The sequence below is a fragment of the Gephyromycinifex aptenodytis genome (assembly GCF_012277275.1).
GTDB lineage: Bacteria > Actinomycetota > Actinomycetes > Actinomycetales > Dermatophilaceae > Gephyromycinifex > Gephyromycinifex aptenodytis.
Map to the genome: position 1 here is coordinate 2371892 of NZ_CP051155.1, position 15334 is coordinate 2387225.

At 68.3% G+C, this 15334-nt stretch carries 15 protein-coding genes; 8 read left to right on the top strand and 7 right to left on the bottom strand.

Translation table 11 applies throughout. The features are described from left to right. The first annotated feature begins 35 nt into the window (after positions 1-35). The 6 genes from G9V96_RS10155 to G9V96_RS10180 all read left to right on the top strand — a co-directional run bounded on the left by G9V96_RS10155 (position 36) and on the right by G9V96_RS10180 (position 6296). Positions 36-1199 (top strand): LolA family protein, encoded by a 1164-nt coding sequence (locus tag G9V96_RS10155; RefSeq protein WP_168582921.1) that lies wholly within the window; start codon positions 36-38, stop codon positions 1197-1199. Further along, a complete protein-coding gene (locus G9V96_RS10160; RefSeq protein WP_404861418.1) occupies positions 1196-2179 on the top strand; it encodes an ABC transporter ATP-binding protein in 984 nt (327 codons plus the stop codon). The genes G9V96_RS10155 and G9V96_RS10160 overlap by 4 nt, the downstream gene beginning before the upstream one ends. Next, positions 2166-3068, top strand: coding sequence for an ABC transporter permease (locus G9V96_RS10165; protein WP_168582922.1), 903 nt, complete (start codon positions 2166-2168; stop codon positions 3066-3068). The genes G9V96_RS10160 and G9V96_RS10165 overlap by 14 nt, the downstream gene beginning before the upstream one ends. 78 nt (positions 3069-3146) lie before the next feature. Next, complete coding sequence (locus G9V96_RS10170; protein ID WP_168582923.1) at positions 3147-3482, top strand: YnfA family protein; 336 nt, start codon at positions 3147-3149, stop codon at positions 3480-3482. A gap of 186 nt (positions 3483-3668) precedes the next feature. Further along, entirely contained in the window at positions 3669-4502 is an 834-nt protein-coding gene (locus tag G9V96_RS10175) for a class I SAM-dependent methyltransferase (RefSeq protein WP_210424378.1), read from the top strand. Between the two features lie 162 nt (positions 4503-4664). Next, positions 4665-6296 carry an inorganic phosphate transporter gene (locus tag G9V96_RS10180; protein WP_168582924.1) on the top strand — a complete coding sequence of 544 codons (1632 nt, stop codon included), beginning with the start codon at positions 4665-4667 and terminating at the stop codon, positions 6294-6296. Positions 6297-6418: 122 nt separating this feature from the next. Here the strand turns inward: G9V96_RS10180 and G9V96_RS10185 are convergent, their stop codons facing one another. From G9V96_RS10185 to G9V96_RS10210, 6 genes are all read right to left on the bottom strand, one after another. Beyond that, complete coding sequence (locus G9V96_RS10185) at positions 6419-7048, bottom strand: response regulator (RefSeq protein ID WP_168582925.1); 630 nt, start codon at positions 7046-7048, stop codon at positions 6419-6421. Further along, complete coding sequence (locus G9V96_RS10190) at positions 7045-8319, bottom strand: sensor histidine kinase (RefSeq protein ID WP_226913267.1); 1275 nt, start codon at positions 8317-8319, stop codon at positions 7045-7047. Before G9V96_RS10190 ends, G9V96_RS10185 begins: the two co-directional genes overlap by 4 nt. Positions 8320-8351: 32 nt before the next feature. After that, on the bottom strand, positions 8352-10055 hold the full coding sequence (locus G9V96_RS10195) for an MFS transporter (protein ID WP_168582926.1): 1704 nt from the start codon (positions 10053-10055) through the stop codon (positions 8352-8354). After that, positions 10052-10516 carry a DUF2871 family protein gene (locus G9V96_RS10200; RefSeq protein ID WP_168582927.1) on the bottom strand — a complete coding sequence of 155 codons (465 nt, stop codon included), beginning with the start codon at positions 10514-10516 and terminating at the stop codon, positions 10052-10054. Before G9V96_RS10200 ends, G9V96_RS10195 begins: the two co-directional genes overlap by 4 nt. A 125-nt stretch (positions 10517-10641) precedes the next feature. Next, on the bottom strand, positions 10642-10998 hold the full coding sequence (locus G9V96_RS10205; RefSeq protein ID WP_168582928.1) for a DUF202 domain-containing protein: 357 nt from the start codon (positions 10996-10998) through the stop codon (positions 10642-10644). Further along, positions 10995-11369 (bottom strand): YidH family protein, encoded by a 375-nt coding sequence (locus G9V96_RS10210; protein WP_168582929.1) that lies wholly within the window; start codon positions 11367-11369, stop codon positions 10995-10997. Before G9V96_RS10210 ends, G9V96_RS10205 begins: the two co-directional genes overlap by 4 nt. 432 nt (positions 11370-11801) lie before the next feature. Between G9V96_RS10210 and G9V96_RS10215 the strand changes: the two genes are divergently transcribed. After that, positions 11802-12728, top strand: coding sequence for a polysaccharide deacetylase family protein (locus G9V96_RS10215; RefSeq protein ID WP_168582930.1), 927 nt, complete (start codon positions 11802-11804; stop codon positions 12726-12728). A 251-nt stretch (positions 12729-12979) separates the two neighbouring features. On the opposite strand, the gene G9V96_RS10220 is transcribed toward G9V96_RS10215, so the two are convergent. After that, positions 12980-13990 carry a hypothetical protein gene (locus tag G9V96_RS10220; RefSeq protein ID WP_168582931.1) on the bottom strand — a complete coding sequence of 337 codons (1011 nt, stop codon included), beginning with the start codon at positions 13988-13990 and terminating at the stop codon, positions 12980-12982. 275 nt (positions 13991-14265) lie between these two features. On the opposite strand from G9V96_RS10220, the gene G9V96_RS10225 reads away from it, so the two are divergent. Beyond that, positions 14266-15294 carry a GNAT family N-acetyltransferase gene (locus G9V96_RS10225; RefSeq protein ID WP_226913268.1) on the top strand — a complete coding sequence of 343 codons (1029 nt, stop codon included), beginning with the start codon at positions 14266-14268 and terminating at the stop codon, positions 15292-15294. Positions 15295-15334 lie beyond the last annotated feature (40 nt).

Here is a 15334-nt window from a genome sequence, read left to right on the forward strand (position 1 = left end):
AGGTCGATGTCAGGTCGGTGGCGCACGATGGGGTCATGACCGAGAAGACTGCACGTCGCCCGCGCGTTTCGCGAGGGTGGGCCCTGCCCACCGCTGCTGCTGTCGCGCTCGCCGGTGGTATCGGCTACGCCGGCATCGCTGACGCCTCCTCAGGTCTGGAGCCCAAGAGCGCCCAGGACATCCTCACCGGGATGCAGCAGGCGACGATGCCGCCACTGGCCGGGACCGTGGTCGCCACCGCCGACCTGGGCCTGCCGGAGCTGCCCGGCGTCGGGGACTCCGCCGAACTGACCTCACTGGTCAGCGGCTCGCACACGATGCGGGTCTGGTACGGCGGGCCCGACAAGATGCGTTTGGCCAAGCTCGGCGACGCCTCCGAAACCAACGTCATCCGCAACGGTGAAGACGCCTGGATCTGGTCGAGCACCGAAAAGGAGGCCGTCCACTACAACCTCGCTGATGCCGAGCACGCAACCGACCTCAGCTCGGCGCACCCGAAGCCCACCGCGATGCCGGAAACGCCGCAGCAGGCTTCGCAGCTGGTCCTCGACTCGGCAGAGAAGTATTCGACGGTGAGCACCAACTCGATTGCGCGGGTGGCCGGCCGCGATGTCTACGAACTCGTGCTGACACCCAAGAGCACCAACACCCTGGTCAAGAACGTGCGTCTGGCCGTCGACGGCCAGACGATGATCCCGTTGCGGGTTCAGGTGTACTCCCGCAAACTCAGCGCCCCCGCCTACGAGATCGGCTACTCCAGCCTCTCGATGGGTCCGGTTGAAGACCGCATGTTCACCTTCACCGCACCTTCTGGCACCAGCGTGCAGGAGGCCGACACGCACGAGTTGACGGGCGAACACTCCGAACACTCCGGAGGTGCCGGGCACACCAAGGCCGACGCCTCCCCGGTGCAGGTGTCCGGGCAGGGCTGGGAGAGCGTCTACGTCATGAAGGCGCCCGCCGACCTGCTCGAAGCCGACGCGGCGCCGGCCAGCGATCGCGGCCCGCACGGGGCCGCCGACCTCGACCCGGCCGCGATCATCGCTTCGCTGCCGACGACCTCCGGGGCGTGGGGTAGCGGGCGGGTCCTCGAAGGAACCTTGTTCTCGATGATCCTCACCGACGATGGGCGGGTCGCCATGGGCGCCGTCGACTCAGGCGCACTGGCCGCAGCGCTGACGAAGACGCCCGGGCAGTGACCGCGACCGACCTCGCAACCGCGACCGTGGCCGCGACCGATCCGTCGCCCGCAGCCACGCTCGCGATCCGCACCCGCGGCCTGACCAAGAACTTCGGTTCGGCCCGCGTCGTCGACGGCATCGACCTGGATGTGCCGCGCGGCGCCATTTACGGCTTCCTCGGCCCCAACGGTTCGGGTAAGACGACCACGATCCGGATGCTGCTCGGCCTCATCAGCTCCAGCGCTGGAAAGATCGACCTGCTTGGCGAACCGGTACCGGGCTCCAGGGATGTGCTTACCCGGGTCGGTGCCCTCGTCGAAGGGCCCGCTTTCCACACCCACCTGACCGGTCGGGCCAACCTGCACCGACTCGACGCGGTCGATGCTTGGGCCGACTCGCGCACCTCGCGCACGCGAGTCGACGCGGCCCTGACTCGGGTCGGACTGCTGGCCGCCGCCGACAAGCGCTACCGGGCGTACTCGCTGGGGATGCGGCAACGCTTGGCAATCGCCGCCGCGCTGCTCGGTGAACGTGACCTGCTCATCCTGGACGAGCCCACGAACGGCCTCGACCCGCAAGGCACGCGCGAAATTCGCAACCTCATCCGTGCCCTGGCCGATGAAGGCGTCACCATCTTCGTATCCAGCCACCTGCTCTCGGAGATCGAGCAGGTGTGCACCCACCTGGGGGTCATGCGTCAAGGGAATCTCGTCGCCCAAGGGACCGTGGCGCAGATCCTCGACCTGGCGCCCACCCGGGTCAGCGTCACCTCACCGGATGCCCAACGCGCCGCCGCCGTGATGCTCGACTGTGGTCTGGCCGACCCGGTGGTCCTCGGCGAGGTCGCGACCGCGCCCGTGGGGCAGGGCGCCCCGGAAGAGCTTGTTGTCGCGCTCGTGACGGCAGGGGTTCGGGTGCGCGGGTTCGACGTGCACCGCCCGCGCCTGGAAGACCTGTTCGTCTCGCTGACCGGGGAGGGCTTCGATGTCAGTAGTTGATACCGCTGACGCCACGGCGCCGACGCAGCCGACACCGCCCACCGCAGGCTCCCGTCGTCGCCCCAACCGGGTGGCCGCCTTCGGGCGGCTCGTTCGCTCGGAGTTCTCTCTCATCGCTGGGCGGCGTCGCAACCAGGTGGGCTTGCTCATCCTGGCCGCCGTGCCGATCCTGCTGGGGATCACCGTCTGGTACAACGCCCCGGACCCCGGCCAGGGCGGCCCAGCGTTCTTCGCCGACATCACCCTCAACGGCATCTTCGTCGCCTTGACCTCCCTGACCGTGGAGATGCCGCTGTTTCTACCGCTGGCGGTGGCCGCGCTCAGCGGTGACGCGATCGCCGGTGAAGCGGGCGCAGGCACCCTGCGGTACGTATTGACTGTGCCGGTGGGGCGCAGTCGGTTGCTGCTGGCCAAGTACCTGGCTGCGCTGCTGGGCGTCCTGCTCGGGGTGCTCGTCATCGTCGGTACGGGCGTGCTCATCGGGTTGGTGCTGTTCGGGGCCGGCCCGGTGTTGACGCTGTCGGGCATCGAGTTGTCCTACGGGCAGGCACTCCTGCGGGTGCTCGGCGCGGCGCTTTATGCCACCGGCGTCTTGGCGGCTGTGTTGGCGATCGGGGTGCTCATCTCGTGCCTGACCGAGGCGCCCATCGCAGCGATGATCGCTGTCGTCGTGGTGACGATGGCGATGCAGATCCTCGGCGCGTTGGAGCAACTGTCCTGGCTGCACCCATACCTGATCACCCAGTACTGGACGGCGTTCGCAGACTTCTTCCGCGAACCGGTCTTCACCGAGACGATGGCCAAAGGTTTGTCCCTGGCAGGCGCATACGTCGTGGTGGGCCTGGGCTTGGCGCTGTGGCGTTTCCGCACCCGCGACATCTCCTGTTGAGGGCGCGCTGCCCATCCTGTGAGCGGTGCCCAGCCGGATCCGAGCAGCACCGGTGCCTAGCCCGTGTCAGGATCGAGCATGCTTGCGCTGCGCTCCATCGCCCTGTTCGTCGTGGCCGCCTTCGCTGAGATCGGCGGGGCCTGGCTGGTGTGGCAAGGCGTACGGGAGCATCGAGGCTGGCTGTGGATCGGGGCGGGGATCATCGCTCTGGGCGCCTATGGGTTCGTGGCCACCCTGCAACCCGACGCGCACTTCGGGCGCATCCTTGCCGCCTACGGCGGAGTCTTCGTCGTCGGGTCGTTGTTATGGGGCGTGGTCCTGGACGGCTTCCGTCCCGACCGGTACGACATCGCCGGCGCGCTCATCTGCCTCGTCGGTGTCGCGTTCATCATGTACGCCCCACGCGGCGCCTGAGTGTCGCGATTGCTCGATCGCGTGAGCAGCGGACCGCTTTCGTCCGTGCTTGCCGGTCATCGGAGTCGCTCGGAACCCAGCCGAATTGAACTGCGGATTGGCGGTTGGTGCAGCGCAAGACCTGATTGACGTATCGCATCACAAGATCGGCATCTCCTCTGCTGACCGCCCCTCTAGGGTCTCGGCATGAGCATGTCGCGAAACGCAGACAGCGCGGCCCAATACAGTCACGGCCATCAACCCAGCGTCCTTGCCTCACACGCAACGCGGACGGCCGCGAACAGTTGCGCCTACTTCCTCGATCGAGTCCGCCCCGGGGTGCGCCTCCTTGACCTGGGCTGCGGTCCTGGTTCCATCACGCTGGACCTCGCGGAGCGCGTCGGACACGTGGGCTACGTGCTCGGCATCGACTCCGCAGCAGCCGCCATCGAGGCAGCAACGGCAACGGCCGCGCAGCGAGGAGACCAGCGGACCCGCTTCGCCGTAGGCGACCTGAGCGACCTGAATGTCGAACCCGGTTCCTTCGACATCGTGCACGCCCACCAAGTGCTCCAGCATGTGCCCGACCCGGTCGCTGCCCTGAAGGCGATGGCGCGCTACTGCGCACCGGGCGGGATCATTGCCGTGCGAGACGCTGATTACGGCGCGATGGCCTGGTATCCACCCTCGGACGGTCTGCAACGCTGGCACACCATTTACTGCACCGGCGCCCGTAATGCCGGAGCGGAACCCGATGCGGGCCGTCGCCTGCGCGCATGGGCCCAGGACGCTGGTCTGCGGGTGGCGTCCGCCACCTCATCCACCTGGACCTACGCCACGACAGACAGCACACGATGGTGGGGCAACTCGCAGGCGGAGCGAGTCCGCAACTCCACCTTCACCCGCCGTGCAGCCGACCTGGGGCTGACTGCAGAGCAGATCGAGCAGATCGCCGTCTCCTGGCAAGAGTGGGGGCAGGACCCACAGGCCTGGTTCTTCCTGCCGCACGGCGAACTCCTGGCCTCCCCGAGTTCTGCCTGAGGGTGCCTAACGGAACGCTCGGACATCGCGCGGGGAAAATGACCCTGTCGTCTTCTGTGCTTCAGCTGTTCTTCTTCTGCGAGTAATCTGAGAGTTCTACCAAGGCCATCGTGGCCTGCGAACCTCCGGGTCGACCTCGTCAATCCTCCCGGAAGGTTCTCAATGGCCTCCTCCACCGTCTCGAGCCCGCCCGCGACGGATACCGGCTCATCATCCACAGCTCTCGACCGGTCGCTCAACCTCGGCTTCGGTACCGCCATGGCGGTCACTCTGGCCCTGTTCACCTGGTGGGCTTTCGGTTACGTCGCCAACGACGCCAGTCGCGTGATCCTCATCCTCGCCGTCGCCTTCGGCCTGTTCATGGCGTTCAACATCGGGGGTAACGACGTAGCCAATTCATTCGGCACCTCGGTCGGGGCCGGGACGCTGACCATCCAGCAGGCGTTGCTCGTGGCGTCCGTCTTCGAGGTCTCCGGCGCGATCATCGCCGGCGGTCAGGTCACCGACACGATCCGCAAGGGGATCGTCGACCTGTCCGGTACCCCGATCGACCCGCAAGACTTCATCTTCATCATGATGGCGGCGCTCTTCGCGGCCGCGGTCTGGCTGCTCATCGCCTCCCGCAGCGGGTGGCCCGTCTCCACGACGCACTCGATCATCGGCGGCATCGTGGGTGCGGCGGTCACCCTCGGGTGGCTCACCACCGGCAGCGATGCCCTGGGCATGGTCCAGTGGGATCAGGTCGTGCAGATCGCTATCTCCTGGGTGCTGTCCCCGCTGCTCGGCGGGATCGCCTCCTACCTGCTGTTCCGCCTGATCAAGAGCAAGATCCTCACCTTCAACGATGAGGCCGAGGAGCAACTGCGCCGCATCAAGGCGGAACGCCTCGCGCACCGGGACCGCCACAAGGAGTCCTTCGAGCGCCTCTCTGAGATCCAGCAGATCTCCTACACCGGCGCGATGGCTCGGGATGCGGCTGCGCTGCGCAGCCGCGGCGACGAGGACGGAACCCTTGAGCCTGACGATCTCGAGTCCGACTACTACCGCGAGCTGCAGGACATCGACCGTCGTGCCGTCGAGATCGACAGCCACCAGGCCCTGCAGAACTGGGTCCCAGCGCTGGCAGCGATCGGGGCGGTCGTCATCTCGGCCATGCTGCTGTTCAAGGGTCTGGAGAACCTCGACCTCGGCCTGAGCGCCCTGCACAACGTCCTGATCATGGCCATGGTCGGGGCCACGGTGTGGATGGCCATGTTCATCTTCGCCCGCACCCTGCGCGGTGACTCGCTGAGCCGCTCGACGTTCGTCATGTTCAGCTGGATGCAGGTCTTCACCGCCTCCGGGTTCGCATTCAGCCACGGCAGCAACGACATCGCGAACGCCATCGGCCCGTTCGCCGCAGTCCTGGAGACGATGAAGAACGGCCAGATCGGGGAGGAAGCCGTGGTGCCGACAGCAGCCATGGTCGCCTTCGGCGTGGCGCTCATCGCCGGTCTGTGGTTCGTCGGCCGCCGGGTGATCGCAACCGTGGGTACCAACCTGACCAAGATGCACCCGGCCTCCGGGTTCGCCGCCGAGCTGTCGGCCGCAGCAGTGGTCATGAGTGCCTCGGCGGCCGGGCTCCCGGTCTCCAGCACGCACATCCTCATCGGTGCCGTGCTCGGTATCGGGTACGTGAACAAGGCCGCCAACTGGGGTCTCATGCGCCCGATCGCGATGGCCTGGGTCATCACGCTGCCCGCGGCGGCCGCGTTGGCCGCCGGCGCGCTGCTGGTCTTGCGGTTCGCCTTCTGAGAACCAGCCTCGTTCGACCCTCCTGGACGTTCCGGCCATCGTGGTCGGGACGTCCAGAGGCGTTTCTCGGCCGCTTTTCGAAGTCGTGCACCCGCTAGCCATGCCCCTCGGGCGACGCTGGTCTACAGCAGGCCGGCTTGGCGGGCGCGGGCCACGGCGGCGGTGCGGTTGTCCACTTCGAGCTTGGTGAACGCGTGGTTCAGGTGGGTTTTCACCGTCGCTTCACCGACGAAGAGCTCCCCGGCGATCTGCTTGTTCGAGCGGCCCTGGGCGACGAGGCGCAGCACCTCGAGTTCGCGTTCTGACAGGCCTGAATGGCGGGTGCGCATCGCGTTGACGACCCGCTGCTGCAGCGCCGGCTCGTAGCCGGGTTCTCCATGCACCGCCGCTTGGATGGCGGCAATGATCGCGCCGGTGTCGGCGTCTTTGAGCAGATATCCGGCAGCGCCGGCTTCCACGGCCCGCACGATGTCGGCGTCTTCGTCGTAGGTGGTCAGGATGACGACCTCCGGCGCTTGCGGCCGCCGTCGCAGCTCGCGCACAACCTCCACCCCGTCCAGCCCGGGGCCCAGGCGCAGGTCGCAGAGCAGCACGTCGGGGTTCAGCGCGTCTGCCAGGGCGAGCGCCTCCTGCCCGTTGCACGCCTGCCCGACCACGTGCACGGCAGGTTGGGCGTCAATGAGTGCGACCAACCCGGCACGCACGACCGGGTGGTCATCGACGATCAGGACTCGTATCGGTGCGTGGTTCATGCGTCCTCCTCACCGGCGGCAGCCAGCGGCAACCACGCCGACAAGGCAGTTCCTTCACCAGGACTCGAGCTCACTTCGAGGTCGCCGCTCAACTCTCGAAGCCGGGTGCGGATCGCCCGCAGACCGTAACCACCCTGGCTGATGTCGCGGGGTGCGTTCCCCCACCAACTCTCAGCATCGAAACCGCACCCGTCATCGACGACGTCCAGCAGCACGGAGTCGTCCGTGCGGGAGAGGGTGATGACCACCCGGGAAGCAGCAGCGTGTGAGCGCACATTCGCCAGTGCGCCCTGCACGGTGCGCAGCAGCGTCACCTCAAGCGTGGTCGGAATGCTCGAGACATCGCCATCCAGGCGCAGCTCCCCGACGAGTTCGGGCGCGAGGGCGTTGACCTGACGGTGAAGCGCCGCGACGAGCCCGGAGTCCAGGTCGCGGGGGGCCAACGCGCCGACCACCCGCCGGGCTTCATCGAGGTTGTCTCCGGCGACCCGTTCGATGCGGGCCAGCGTCTCCAGCGCCGACTGCTCATCCTGCAGGCGGCCGGCGCGCGCCAGCAGCACGATCGAGGAAAACCCTTGGGCCAGGGTGTCGTGGATGTCCCGCGATAGGCGGGCACGTTCGGCCAGGACGCCCGATTCTCGCTGGGTGGCGACGAGTTCAGCCTGCAGTTCTTCACTTTCTGACTGGGCTCGCAGCAGGGAGCGCACCAGGTGGGCCCGCTCCAGGCTGTCGCGCATCAGGTGGTGCTCGCCTCGGGACAGGGTCAGCGCGAAGACGGCGCCGACGGTGGGGCCCAGTACTGCGGCCACGGTCAGGTCGTGCCCGTGGCCCAGAGGCGCGCTCAGCACGACGGCGAGCACGGCAGCGACGAACGCCACCCCCCAGGCCAGGGAAAGGAAGTGTCCGGCTAGCAGCCACAGCGGGAATCCGAGCCAGACGAAGCTCGGTGAGGTTGTGACGAGTAGTAACCAGCACGCGGTCAGGCCGAGCAGCCACCACACGCCGCGGCCGGGGGCACGCGAGCCCAGGTGCAGGCCCAGGGCGTACCAGGCGAGGGTGACAGCGACGCCCGCGGCGACCCACAGCGGCGCTGCGCCGTCGGTGACGGCCAGGACGGTGCACAGGGCAAGCAGCCCGAGGAAGAGCAGGTGTTGTACCGCGGCGAGCGCCGCAAGTACCCGTTCGGGGTCACCTTCAGCCTTCGGGTCGGCGCCGTGCCGGCTGCGGACCGCCATCTGCGGCACCTGCCCTTCCGCTGGTTCGTCACTCACGTCGATCATCGTTGCGAGTGATTCTGCGGGAATCATCCTTGCGCCGGGGCTGACACGGCCGAGGACGATGAAGCGCCGGCAGCAGTGGCCTGCGCCGCTGCGTCGGCGTTGGTGCGGGCGACCCGGTCCACGCGCAACGCCCCGATCAAGCCGAGCGCCAGGAAGACACCGGCGGTAAGAAGAGAGACCCGGGCTGCATCGGTGAAGGTTGTCGCCAGCACGTCGGCCACGGCCGGGCCGAGGTTACCGAATTCGCCGCTCACCCCGGAGGCCCGAATGCCCTCGATGATGCCGCCGGCGCTGTCGCGGGTGGCGGTGGCCAGATGGGCGGCGGCTGTGGCGGGCAGGCCCGCAATGGCGCTCAGCCGGCCGGGGAGCAAACCGTCGAGAGCGATCGCCAGGCAGGTTCCGGCGCTCGCCGCTCCGAGGGCGGCGCCGACCTGCCGGAAGGTGCTCTGGGTGGCAGAACCTGCACCTGACTGGGCCGGGGGAACGTCACGCAGCACCGTCGAGGTGAGCTGTGCCGAGGCCAGACCCAGGCCGATTCCGTACACCGCCAGCACCGCCGCGATGATCCACGCCGGACGGTGCGGGCCCATCGCGAACAGGGCCGCGATGACCCCGACCACTTCCAGGCCCAGACCGAGGATGACCACCCGGGTCGGGGTGGTGCGTTCAGCGAGGTGACGGGCGCTGGCGCCGGAGATGAACGCCCCGAGCGCCATCGTGGCGAGAACGAAACCGGCACCCATGACGCTCAGACCTGCCGCGTTGACCAGGTAAAGCGGCAGGATGAACACGAGGGCGAACTCACCGGCGGCGACCATTGTCGCGGCCAGGTTGCCCCAGGTGAAGGTGGGGATGCTCCACAGCCGCAGGTCCAACAGCGCCGCACGGCCGTTGCCGGCGCGGTGGCGCTCCCACAGCCAGAACAGAACGATGAACGCCAGACCGAGCCCGATGGCGACCGGCACTACCGAGACCGGTGCGTTGCTGGGCCAGGTGATGCCGAACAGGGAGAACTCCGTGCGCGGGGTCCACCAGCCCAGGCTGGTGCCTTCGATGAGGCCGAAGACGAGCAAGCCGAGGCCGATGCTGCTGGTCAGCAGCCCGTCGACGTCGATGCCGGGTCCGCTCTTGGCGCCGTGGGTGTTCGGGACGACCAACAGCGCGCCGGTGATGACGGCCAGGCCGATCGGCAGGTTCACCCAGAAGATCCAGCGCCAGCTCCACGATGTCGTCAGCCAGCCGCCGAGCAGTGGGCCGACGGCGGCGGCGCCGGACATGACCGCACCCCAGATGCCGAAGGCGACGGCCCGGTCGCGGCCACGGAAGGTGGCGTTGACCGTGGACAAGGTCGCGGGCAGAACCATCGCCCCGCCGATGCCTTGCACGGCGCGTGCGGCGATGAGGGAGCCTGCGCCGGTTGCCAGCGCAGCGGCGACGCTGGCGCCGGTGAAGAGGAGCACCCCGACGACCAGGACGTTACGGCGGCCACGGTGATCGCCCAGGGAGCCGAAGCTGAGCAGCAGCGCGGCGAAGATCATCGAGTAGAGGCTGTTCACCCACTGCGCGTCGGTCAGGTCCAGGTTCAGGTCGGTGATGATGCGCGGCAGCGCGATCCCGACGATGGAACCGTCGAGGATGATCATCGCCAGAGCTGCGGCAAGGACACCGAGGGCGATCCACCGAGAGCGTCCGGTGAGGGTAGGAGCTGAGTGTTGGGCCGTGCTCATGCCAGGGCTCCTGTCGGTTGTGCAGACAGGGCCGCGCCGGTGGCCGCGCTGCGCGCGCGGACCTGGGTGCCGACGCTGAGCAGGAGCAGGATGAACGCTGCAGTGAGCGCGATGTGGCCCAGCCCGGCGATGCCGGCGAACGCAGCAGAGTCAGCAGCGGCTGGGTTGAGGATCTGCAGGGTGCCCTTGACGGCCAGCATCGTTGTCGTCAGCGCCAACCCGAGGTTCCAGGTGTGCACGCCCCAGCCGAACCGGCGATCCTGCCCGAGGTCGAAGGCGGCAGCCAGGGCGAGTAGGACGAGCATGATCGTGGTTCCCAGGGCCAGCGCGTGGGTGTGCACGAGCGCGAGCTGGGTGGTGCCGGTGAAGGCGTGGCTGCGGGTGATCTCTCGGTAGGCGAGTCCTCCGGCAAGACCGATCCCGGTCCAGGCGACGGCACTTCGGTACAACGTGGTGAGCATGTCTCGACTCCTTCGTTCAGGCTTGCTCACAACGTTAGGAATCTGGGCAGGCGTTTCCCACCGCCGCACCTCCACCATTCGGTTGATTCCGCGGTCCCTGACTCGCCGCAGCCACGCCGGTGGGTTCAGCCGTGATGGGTGAGCATTTCAGCCACCGCCGCAACGGCCTCGAAGAGGCACAGCAGCCCCATCAGGGCAGCGACTCCGGCGAAAAGCCGCCCGTCGCGGACCACGAAGAAACCGGGGTCGACGGCGGAATCGCTGGCGAGGCGTTGCTGGCGCCACGAGACCAGCACGATCCACATTCCGCAGGTGGCCACGATCGCGCACGGGACGATGATGAGCGCGCCCAACTGACCCAGGGCGTGCCGCCCGACGCCGACTGCGGCGGCGATCAACGCCAGGCCGGTGCGGTCCCAGGCCAGGATGGTCCGTTCTTGCTGCAGGCCGTCATCGACAGGGCCACGGGTGCGCGGTTTCATCCGCCGACGCCGAGCGCGGCCAGCAGCAGCACCACCGCGATCGCCATGAGCACTGCCACCAGCGGCAACGTCATCGGGTTGCTGGGCAGCGGCCCGCCGTGGCGTAAGGCGCGTTCGGTGCGTGCCCAACCGAACCAGGCTTGTGCGGCTGCGGCGGCCCCGGACAGGGCCAGTCCCACGGCAGCGATCTGTTGCACCACCTCCGGCAGCGACAACGGCACGACATCGAGGGCTGCGGCGGCCACCAGGAGCGCCAGGGAGGTACGAATCCAAGCCAGGAACGTGCGCTCGTTGGCCAGGGAGAATCGTGGGTCGGGCTCGTTGCCGTCGCGGTAGACCCGCGCCGGCCACTTTCTTGCCGCAGTGCTCATGTACCCATCGTCCTACGATCCGCAACGGTCGGGCGCCGGCCGTGATGGGAGCGGCTCCGCGGCGTGGTTCTGCCGACGTGGTGAGCGCCCGACGGTCGTTGAGCGCTCGAAGGTCATCGTGTCCGGCAGCGCAGCCGTCTCCAGCCACCGGATGCGCGCGCTGCCGAATCGATTCGGCGGGTCGGTGGCCGCGGTGCCCCTGCGCTGAATACAGGTCTGTGCCGCCCGTGGCGAAGACGTCGTTCCGGAGAGGCGTGGGCGGCCATGCGCCGGTTCCCGCCCCAACGCACGCGCAGCTCGGGGTGGCGGTAGTCATAGCGCTGCCCAAGGGTTGCGCGGAGTGCTGACGTGGTTGGGTAGGACGGCAGGCCGCGCGACGGGCCTGCCGGGGCGGCTGCCACCGCCCTGTCGCACCTGGTGAGGGGATCGTTCATGTCTGCCCTACGTGGCCCGCGCAGTGTTCTGGCTGCGGGAGCCTTGGCTCTGGTCGTCTTCGTCCCGGTTGTGGCCGGAAATGCCGAGGCCGCGCCGGTTCGCCCGAGAGGTCCCGTGGCGGCCACCCCCACATCAGCGCCGGAGAGGAAACCGGCACGGCGGAGTACGGCTCAGGCGGGGGCGAAGCCGAAGAGCGCCGCGACGCTGTCGGCTGTCGCGAAGCCGTCCCGGGCGGGCGCGCAACGACCGCGAACCAGGACGGTCCCGCGCGCCAAAGCTGGTGCCACTGCCGCGCCGACTCGACGTAGTTCCTCGTCGCCCACCCGCTCCCGTACCAGCAACAAGGTCGTCTACTTGACCTTTGACGACGGACCCAACCGCGTCACCACCCCCAAGGTGTTGGCGTTGCTGAAGAAGCACGACGCCAAGGCGACGTTCTTCATGGTCGGTGACCAGGCGCAGGGCACTGGGAAGGCGGCACTGGTGCGTCGGGTTCGAGCCGCCGGGCACGCCGTTGGCAGCCACACCTACTCCCACCCTGCGTTGACGACTCTGCCCAGCGAACAGATCCGCCGAGAACTGCGCCGAACAGACGCGCTCATCGGGCGTACGACATGCATGCGTCCACCCGGCGGCGCCACCAACAGCACGGTCGCCTCGATCGCGCGCACCGAGGGTAAGCGGGTCGTGCTGTGGAACGTCGACACGATGGACTGGCGTCGCCCCGGCGCCGCGGCCATCCTCACCGAGACCATGAGCTCGACTCGGCCGGGAAGCGTCGTTCTCATGCATGACGGGGGCGGGCCGCGCGCGCAAACCGTGCAGGCGCTGGCCGAAGCCCTGCCGCGGCTGGCCGCGCAGGGCTACCGCTTCGAGACGTTGCCTTCCTGCCGGGTAGGCCAGCAGCGTCGGGCCGGGAAGTAACACTGGGCCTTGTCTGCTCCGCCCCGGAGCAGTACCGGGTGCGTAGGTTGGGACGGTAGAGCCGCATCGCCGCTGACGGAGGCAGGCAGCGGGCGCCCGATAGTCGCGCCGTTGAGGTGAAGGAGAGGCTTATGTCACAGCGCTTCACGAAGATGGCAGCCCTGATCATGGCGGTCATGCTGCTGGGGTGGTTCTTCCTGCCCATGTTCGGGATGGGGTAGCGCCCGCGCGGCGCGCTGCCGCCGGCTTGGTCAACGCAGCTGCGGCCCCAGGGAACGCAGCCACAGTTCGTCGGCGTCCTGAGCCCGCACACAGTGCAGGACCACCTCGGCCTTCAGCGAGGAACCGCGGGCACTGGCCACGGCTACCGGGGTGAGCTGGCGTGCGTGGCAGAAGGCGACCAGCGGCTGCATACTCTCGGCGTCGCTGCCGCTGAGGACACCTAGTGGGCGCTGGTCGAGATCGACGCGCACGACCTGGGCGCCGTCGACCCCAGCGGCGTTGTGCAGGGTCAGGGCGAGCCAGACTTCACCCCCAGGCTGCAAGTAGTCGTTCAGGGCGTCGCGATGATCCTCGACCTCCCGCACCGGTACCGGCTCCCCGTGCGGCAGACGAACCACAGCCCCGCGCGGGACGAGGTTGGCGGGGCTCACACCCGCCGGAGGCGGCAACCAGACGAGCGTGAGGTCGGGGTCGATGGGCACGCTTACGGCGCACCCGTGGTCGCTCAGCCGGGTGAGTTCCCCCAGATAGGGCAGAGCTTCCTGCGCGGGCAGATCGCCGATGAATTCACCGCCGCCGATGACCGCCACGGATGGTCCATCAGGGTGGGACAGGTCGGGGACGAGCACCGCCTGCTTCGGCGCCGGTGACCGCTGCAGCCCTCGATGCCGGGCCTGGCGATGGCGGGCGCCGACGGCGAGGTCGATCTGGTGGGTGCACGGCGCCCACGGCCGATCCACCTGTGCCGGTACGGCTGGTGGCAGGTGCGGTGCGGTGTGGTTCGGGGCGGCGCGCGTTGACGCCGGCAGTTCGTCCTGCACCGGGCCCGTCAGCGCGCTGCACTCCTGGTGCTCGGGTGTGGCCGGCTGCTCAGGCAAATCCCGGGCGTTGGCGCGGGCGAGCGCCCCGACCCCGGCTGCCAGCGCCAGCAGGACCAGACCCGGGATGATTTGGCGCACTAAAAGAGCGATCGCGCCGAAGAACGCGAACACCACCGCGAGGTGCAGGAACACCTCGCCGGGATCAATACGTCGTCCCATCTCGCCTCCAGATCGCTGGTGTCCCATCATCCTGCGCAAGCCCGAACGAGCGCCGGCGCTAGCCCTGAAAGGCCGTTGCCGGGGTCGGTGGGCGATACGCCAGATAGTGCTGACCGGCGCAGAACGCCCTACTCGAGCATTGCAGCCGAGGGAGACGATGCGGCTTGGCGGACTGCGTCTTCGGGTGTCGCCGGTGAGGAAAATCCTGTGAAATGTCCCACCGTCGGAGGTGGGAGGATGCAAGCGCTGGGTCTTGGCGCCCTTACCGTCGAGGTATGAGCGACTGGACGATGTCCCCACCCGCACTACCTGACGGGTGGACCGCACGAGAACCCGATGAACGCGATATAGCGCCGCTGGCGATGCTGCGCGCTGCCGTGACGCGGGCTGCCACGGGCGGTGGGACGCCTTCGGTGTCTACCGTGCTCTCGGAAGTCACCGAGGCTGGTTCGTGGACCCGGCGCCAGATCGTCGTCTTCGACCCCGAGGGGGAACTGCGGGGCTGGGCTGCTGCGCACGACCGGGCAGCCGGGCGCACGCTGGTGCATGTCACCGTCGATCCCGCCTTGGCGGAGGAGGTCGCCGACGGCCTCGCGCAAGCCCTGTTCGATTGGATCGAGCAAGCGGCCATCGGGTTTGCGAAGCTGCGCGGCCTGGAGGGCACACAGCTCGATTCCGGCAGCTACGCCGACGACCCACGGCAGCGGCGCTGGTTGGATAAATCCGGTTACACGCCCACCCGGCGCTGGCTGCAGATGAACCGGCCCATCACCGAGACCGACACCGACCTGGAGACCTTGCCCAAGGTTCGCGAGGGTGTCGAAGTGCGCCGGATTCGGGTCCGCAACAACGGCCTGCCGGTGGCTGCCGACATCCAGGCAGTGCACTGGGTCCTGGAGGCCTCGTTCGCCGACCACTTCAACTCCTACCGGGAGAGCTTCCCCGAGTTTGCACACCGTCTGCAGGAGGACCCCGGTCACTCCTGGGACAACTGGTGGCTCGCCTCAGTCGAGGTCGATGGCAAAAAGATCACCGGCGGTGCCATCGTCGCCACGATGCTGACCCCGGACGCTTCAGGGGAAACCGGCGCCTACGTCGAATACATCGGGGTGCACCGTCAGGCGCGCGGTCGCGGCGTCGCCAAGGCGCTGCTGGCCACGATCATCAACGTCGCCGCGAACCGTGGCGACAACCGGGTCGGGCTCGAGGTCGACGACGATTCACCGACCCAGGCCGACCAGTTGTACCGCTCCCTGGGCTGGGAGACCTCCTACGTGACCGAGTCCTGGCACAAGGAGATCTGAGCCCGGATCTGATCGGCAGTCATCCTCCCGGAGCGCCCTG

Coding starts and splice junctions, on each gene's coding strand:
- G9V96_RS10205 (WP_168582928.1), bottom strand. CDS start 10,998: ATGAAACCGCGCACCCGTGGCCCTGTCGATGACGGCCTGCAGCAAGAA.
- G9V96_RS10215 (WP_168582930.1), top strand. CDS start 11,802: ATGTCTGCCCTACGTGGCCCGCGCAGTGTTCTGGCTGCGGGAGCCTTG.
- G9V96_RS10175 (WP_210424378.1), top strand. CDS start 3,669: ATGAGCATGTCGCGAAACGCAGACAGCGCGGCCCAATACAGTCACGGC.
- G9V96_RS10220 (WP_168582931.1), bottom strand. CDS start 13,990: ATGGGACGACGTATTGATCCCGGCGAGGTGTTCCTGCACCTCGCGGTG.
- G9V96_RS10170 (WP_168582923.1), top strand. CDS start 3,147: ATGCTTGCGCTGCGCTCCATCGCCCTGTTCGTCGTGGCCGCCTTCGCT.
- G9V96_RS10185 (WP_168582925.1), bottom strand. CDS start 7,048: ATGAACCACGCACCGATACGAGTCCTGATCGTCGATGACCACCCGGTC.
- G9V96_RS10200 (WP_168582927.1), bottom strand. CDS start 10,516: ATGCTCACCACGTTGTACCGAAGTGCCGTCGCCTGGACCGGGATCGGT.
- G9V96_RS10155 (WP_168582921.1), top strand. CDS start 36: ATGACCGAGAAGACTGCACGTCGCCCGCGCGTTTCGCGAGGGTGGGCC.
- G9V96_RS10180 (WP_168582924.1), top strand. CDS start 4,665: ATGGCCTCCTCCACCGTCTCGAGCCCGCCCGCGACGGATACCGGCTCA.
- G9V96_RS10195 (WP_168582926.1), bottom strand. CDS start 10,055: ATGAGCACGGCCCAACACTCAGCTCCTACCCTCACCGGACGCTCTCGG.
- G9V96_RS10225 (WP_226913268.1), top strand. CDS start 14,266: ATGAGCGACTGGACGATGTCCCCACCCGCACTACCTGACGGGTGGACC.
- G9V96_RS10165 (WP_168582922.1), top strand. CDS start 2,166: ATGTCAGTAGTTGATACCGCTGACGCCACGGCGCCGACGCAGCCGACA.
- G9V96_RS10210 (WP_168582929.1), bottom strand. CDS start 11,369: ATGAGCACTGCGGCAAGAAAGTGGCCGGCGCGGGTCTACCGCGACGGC.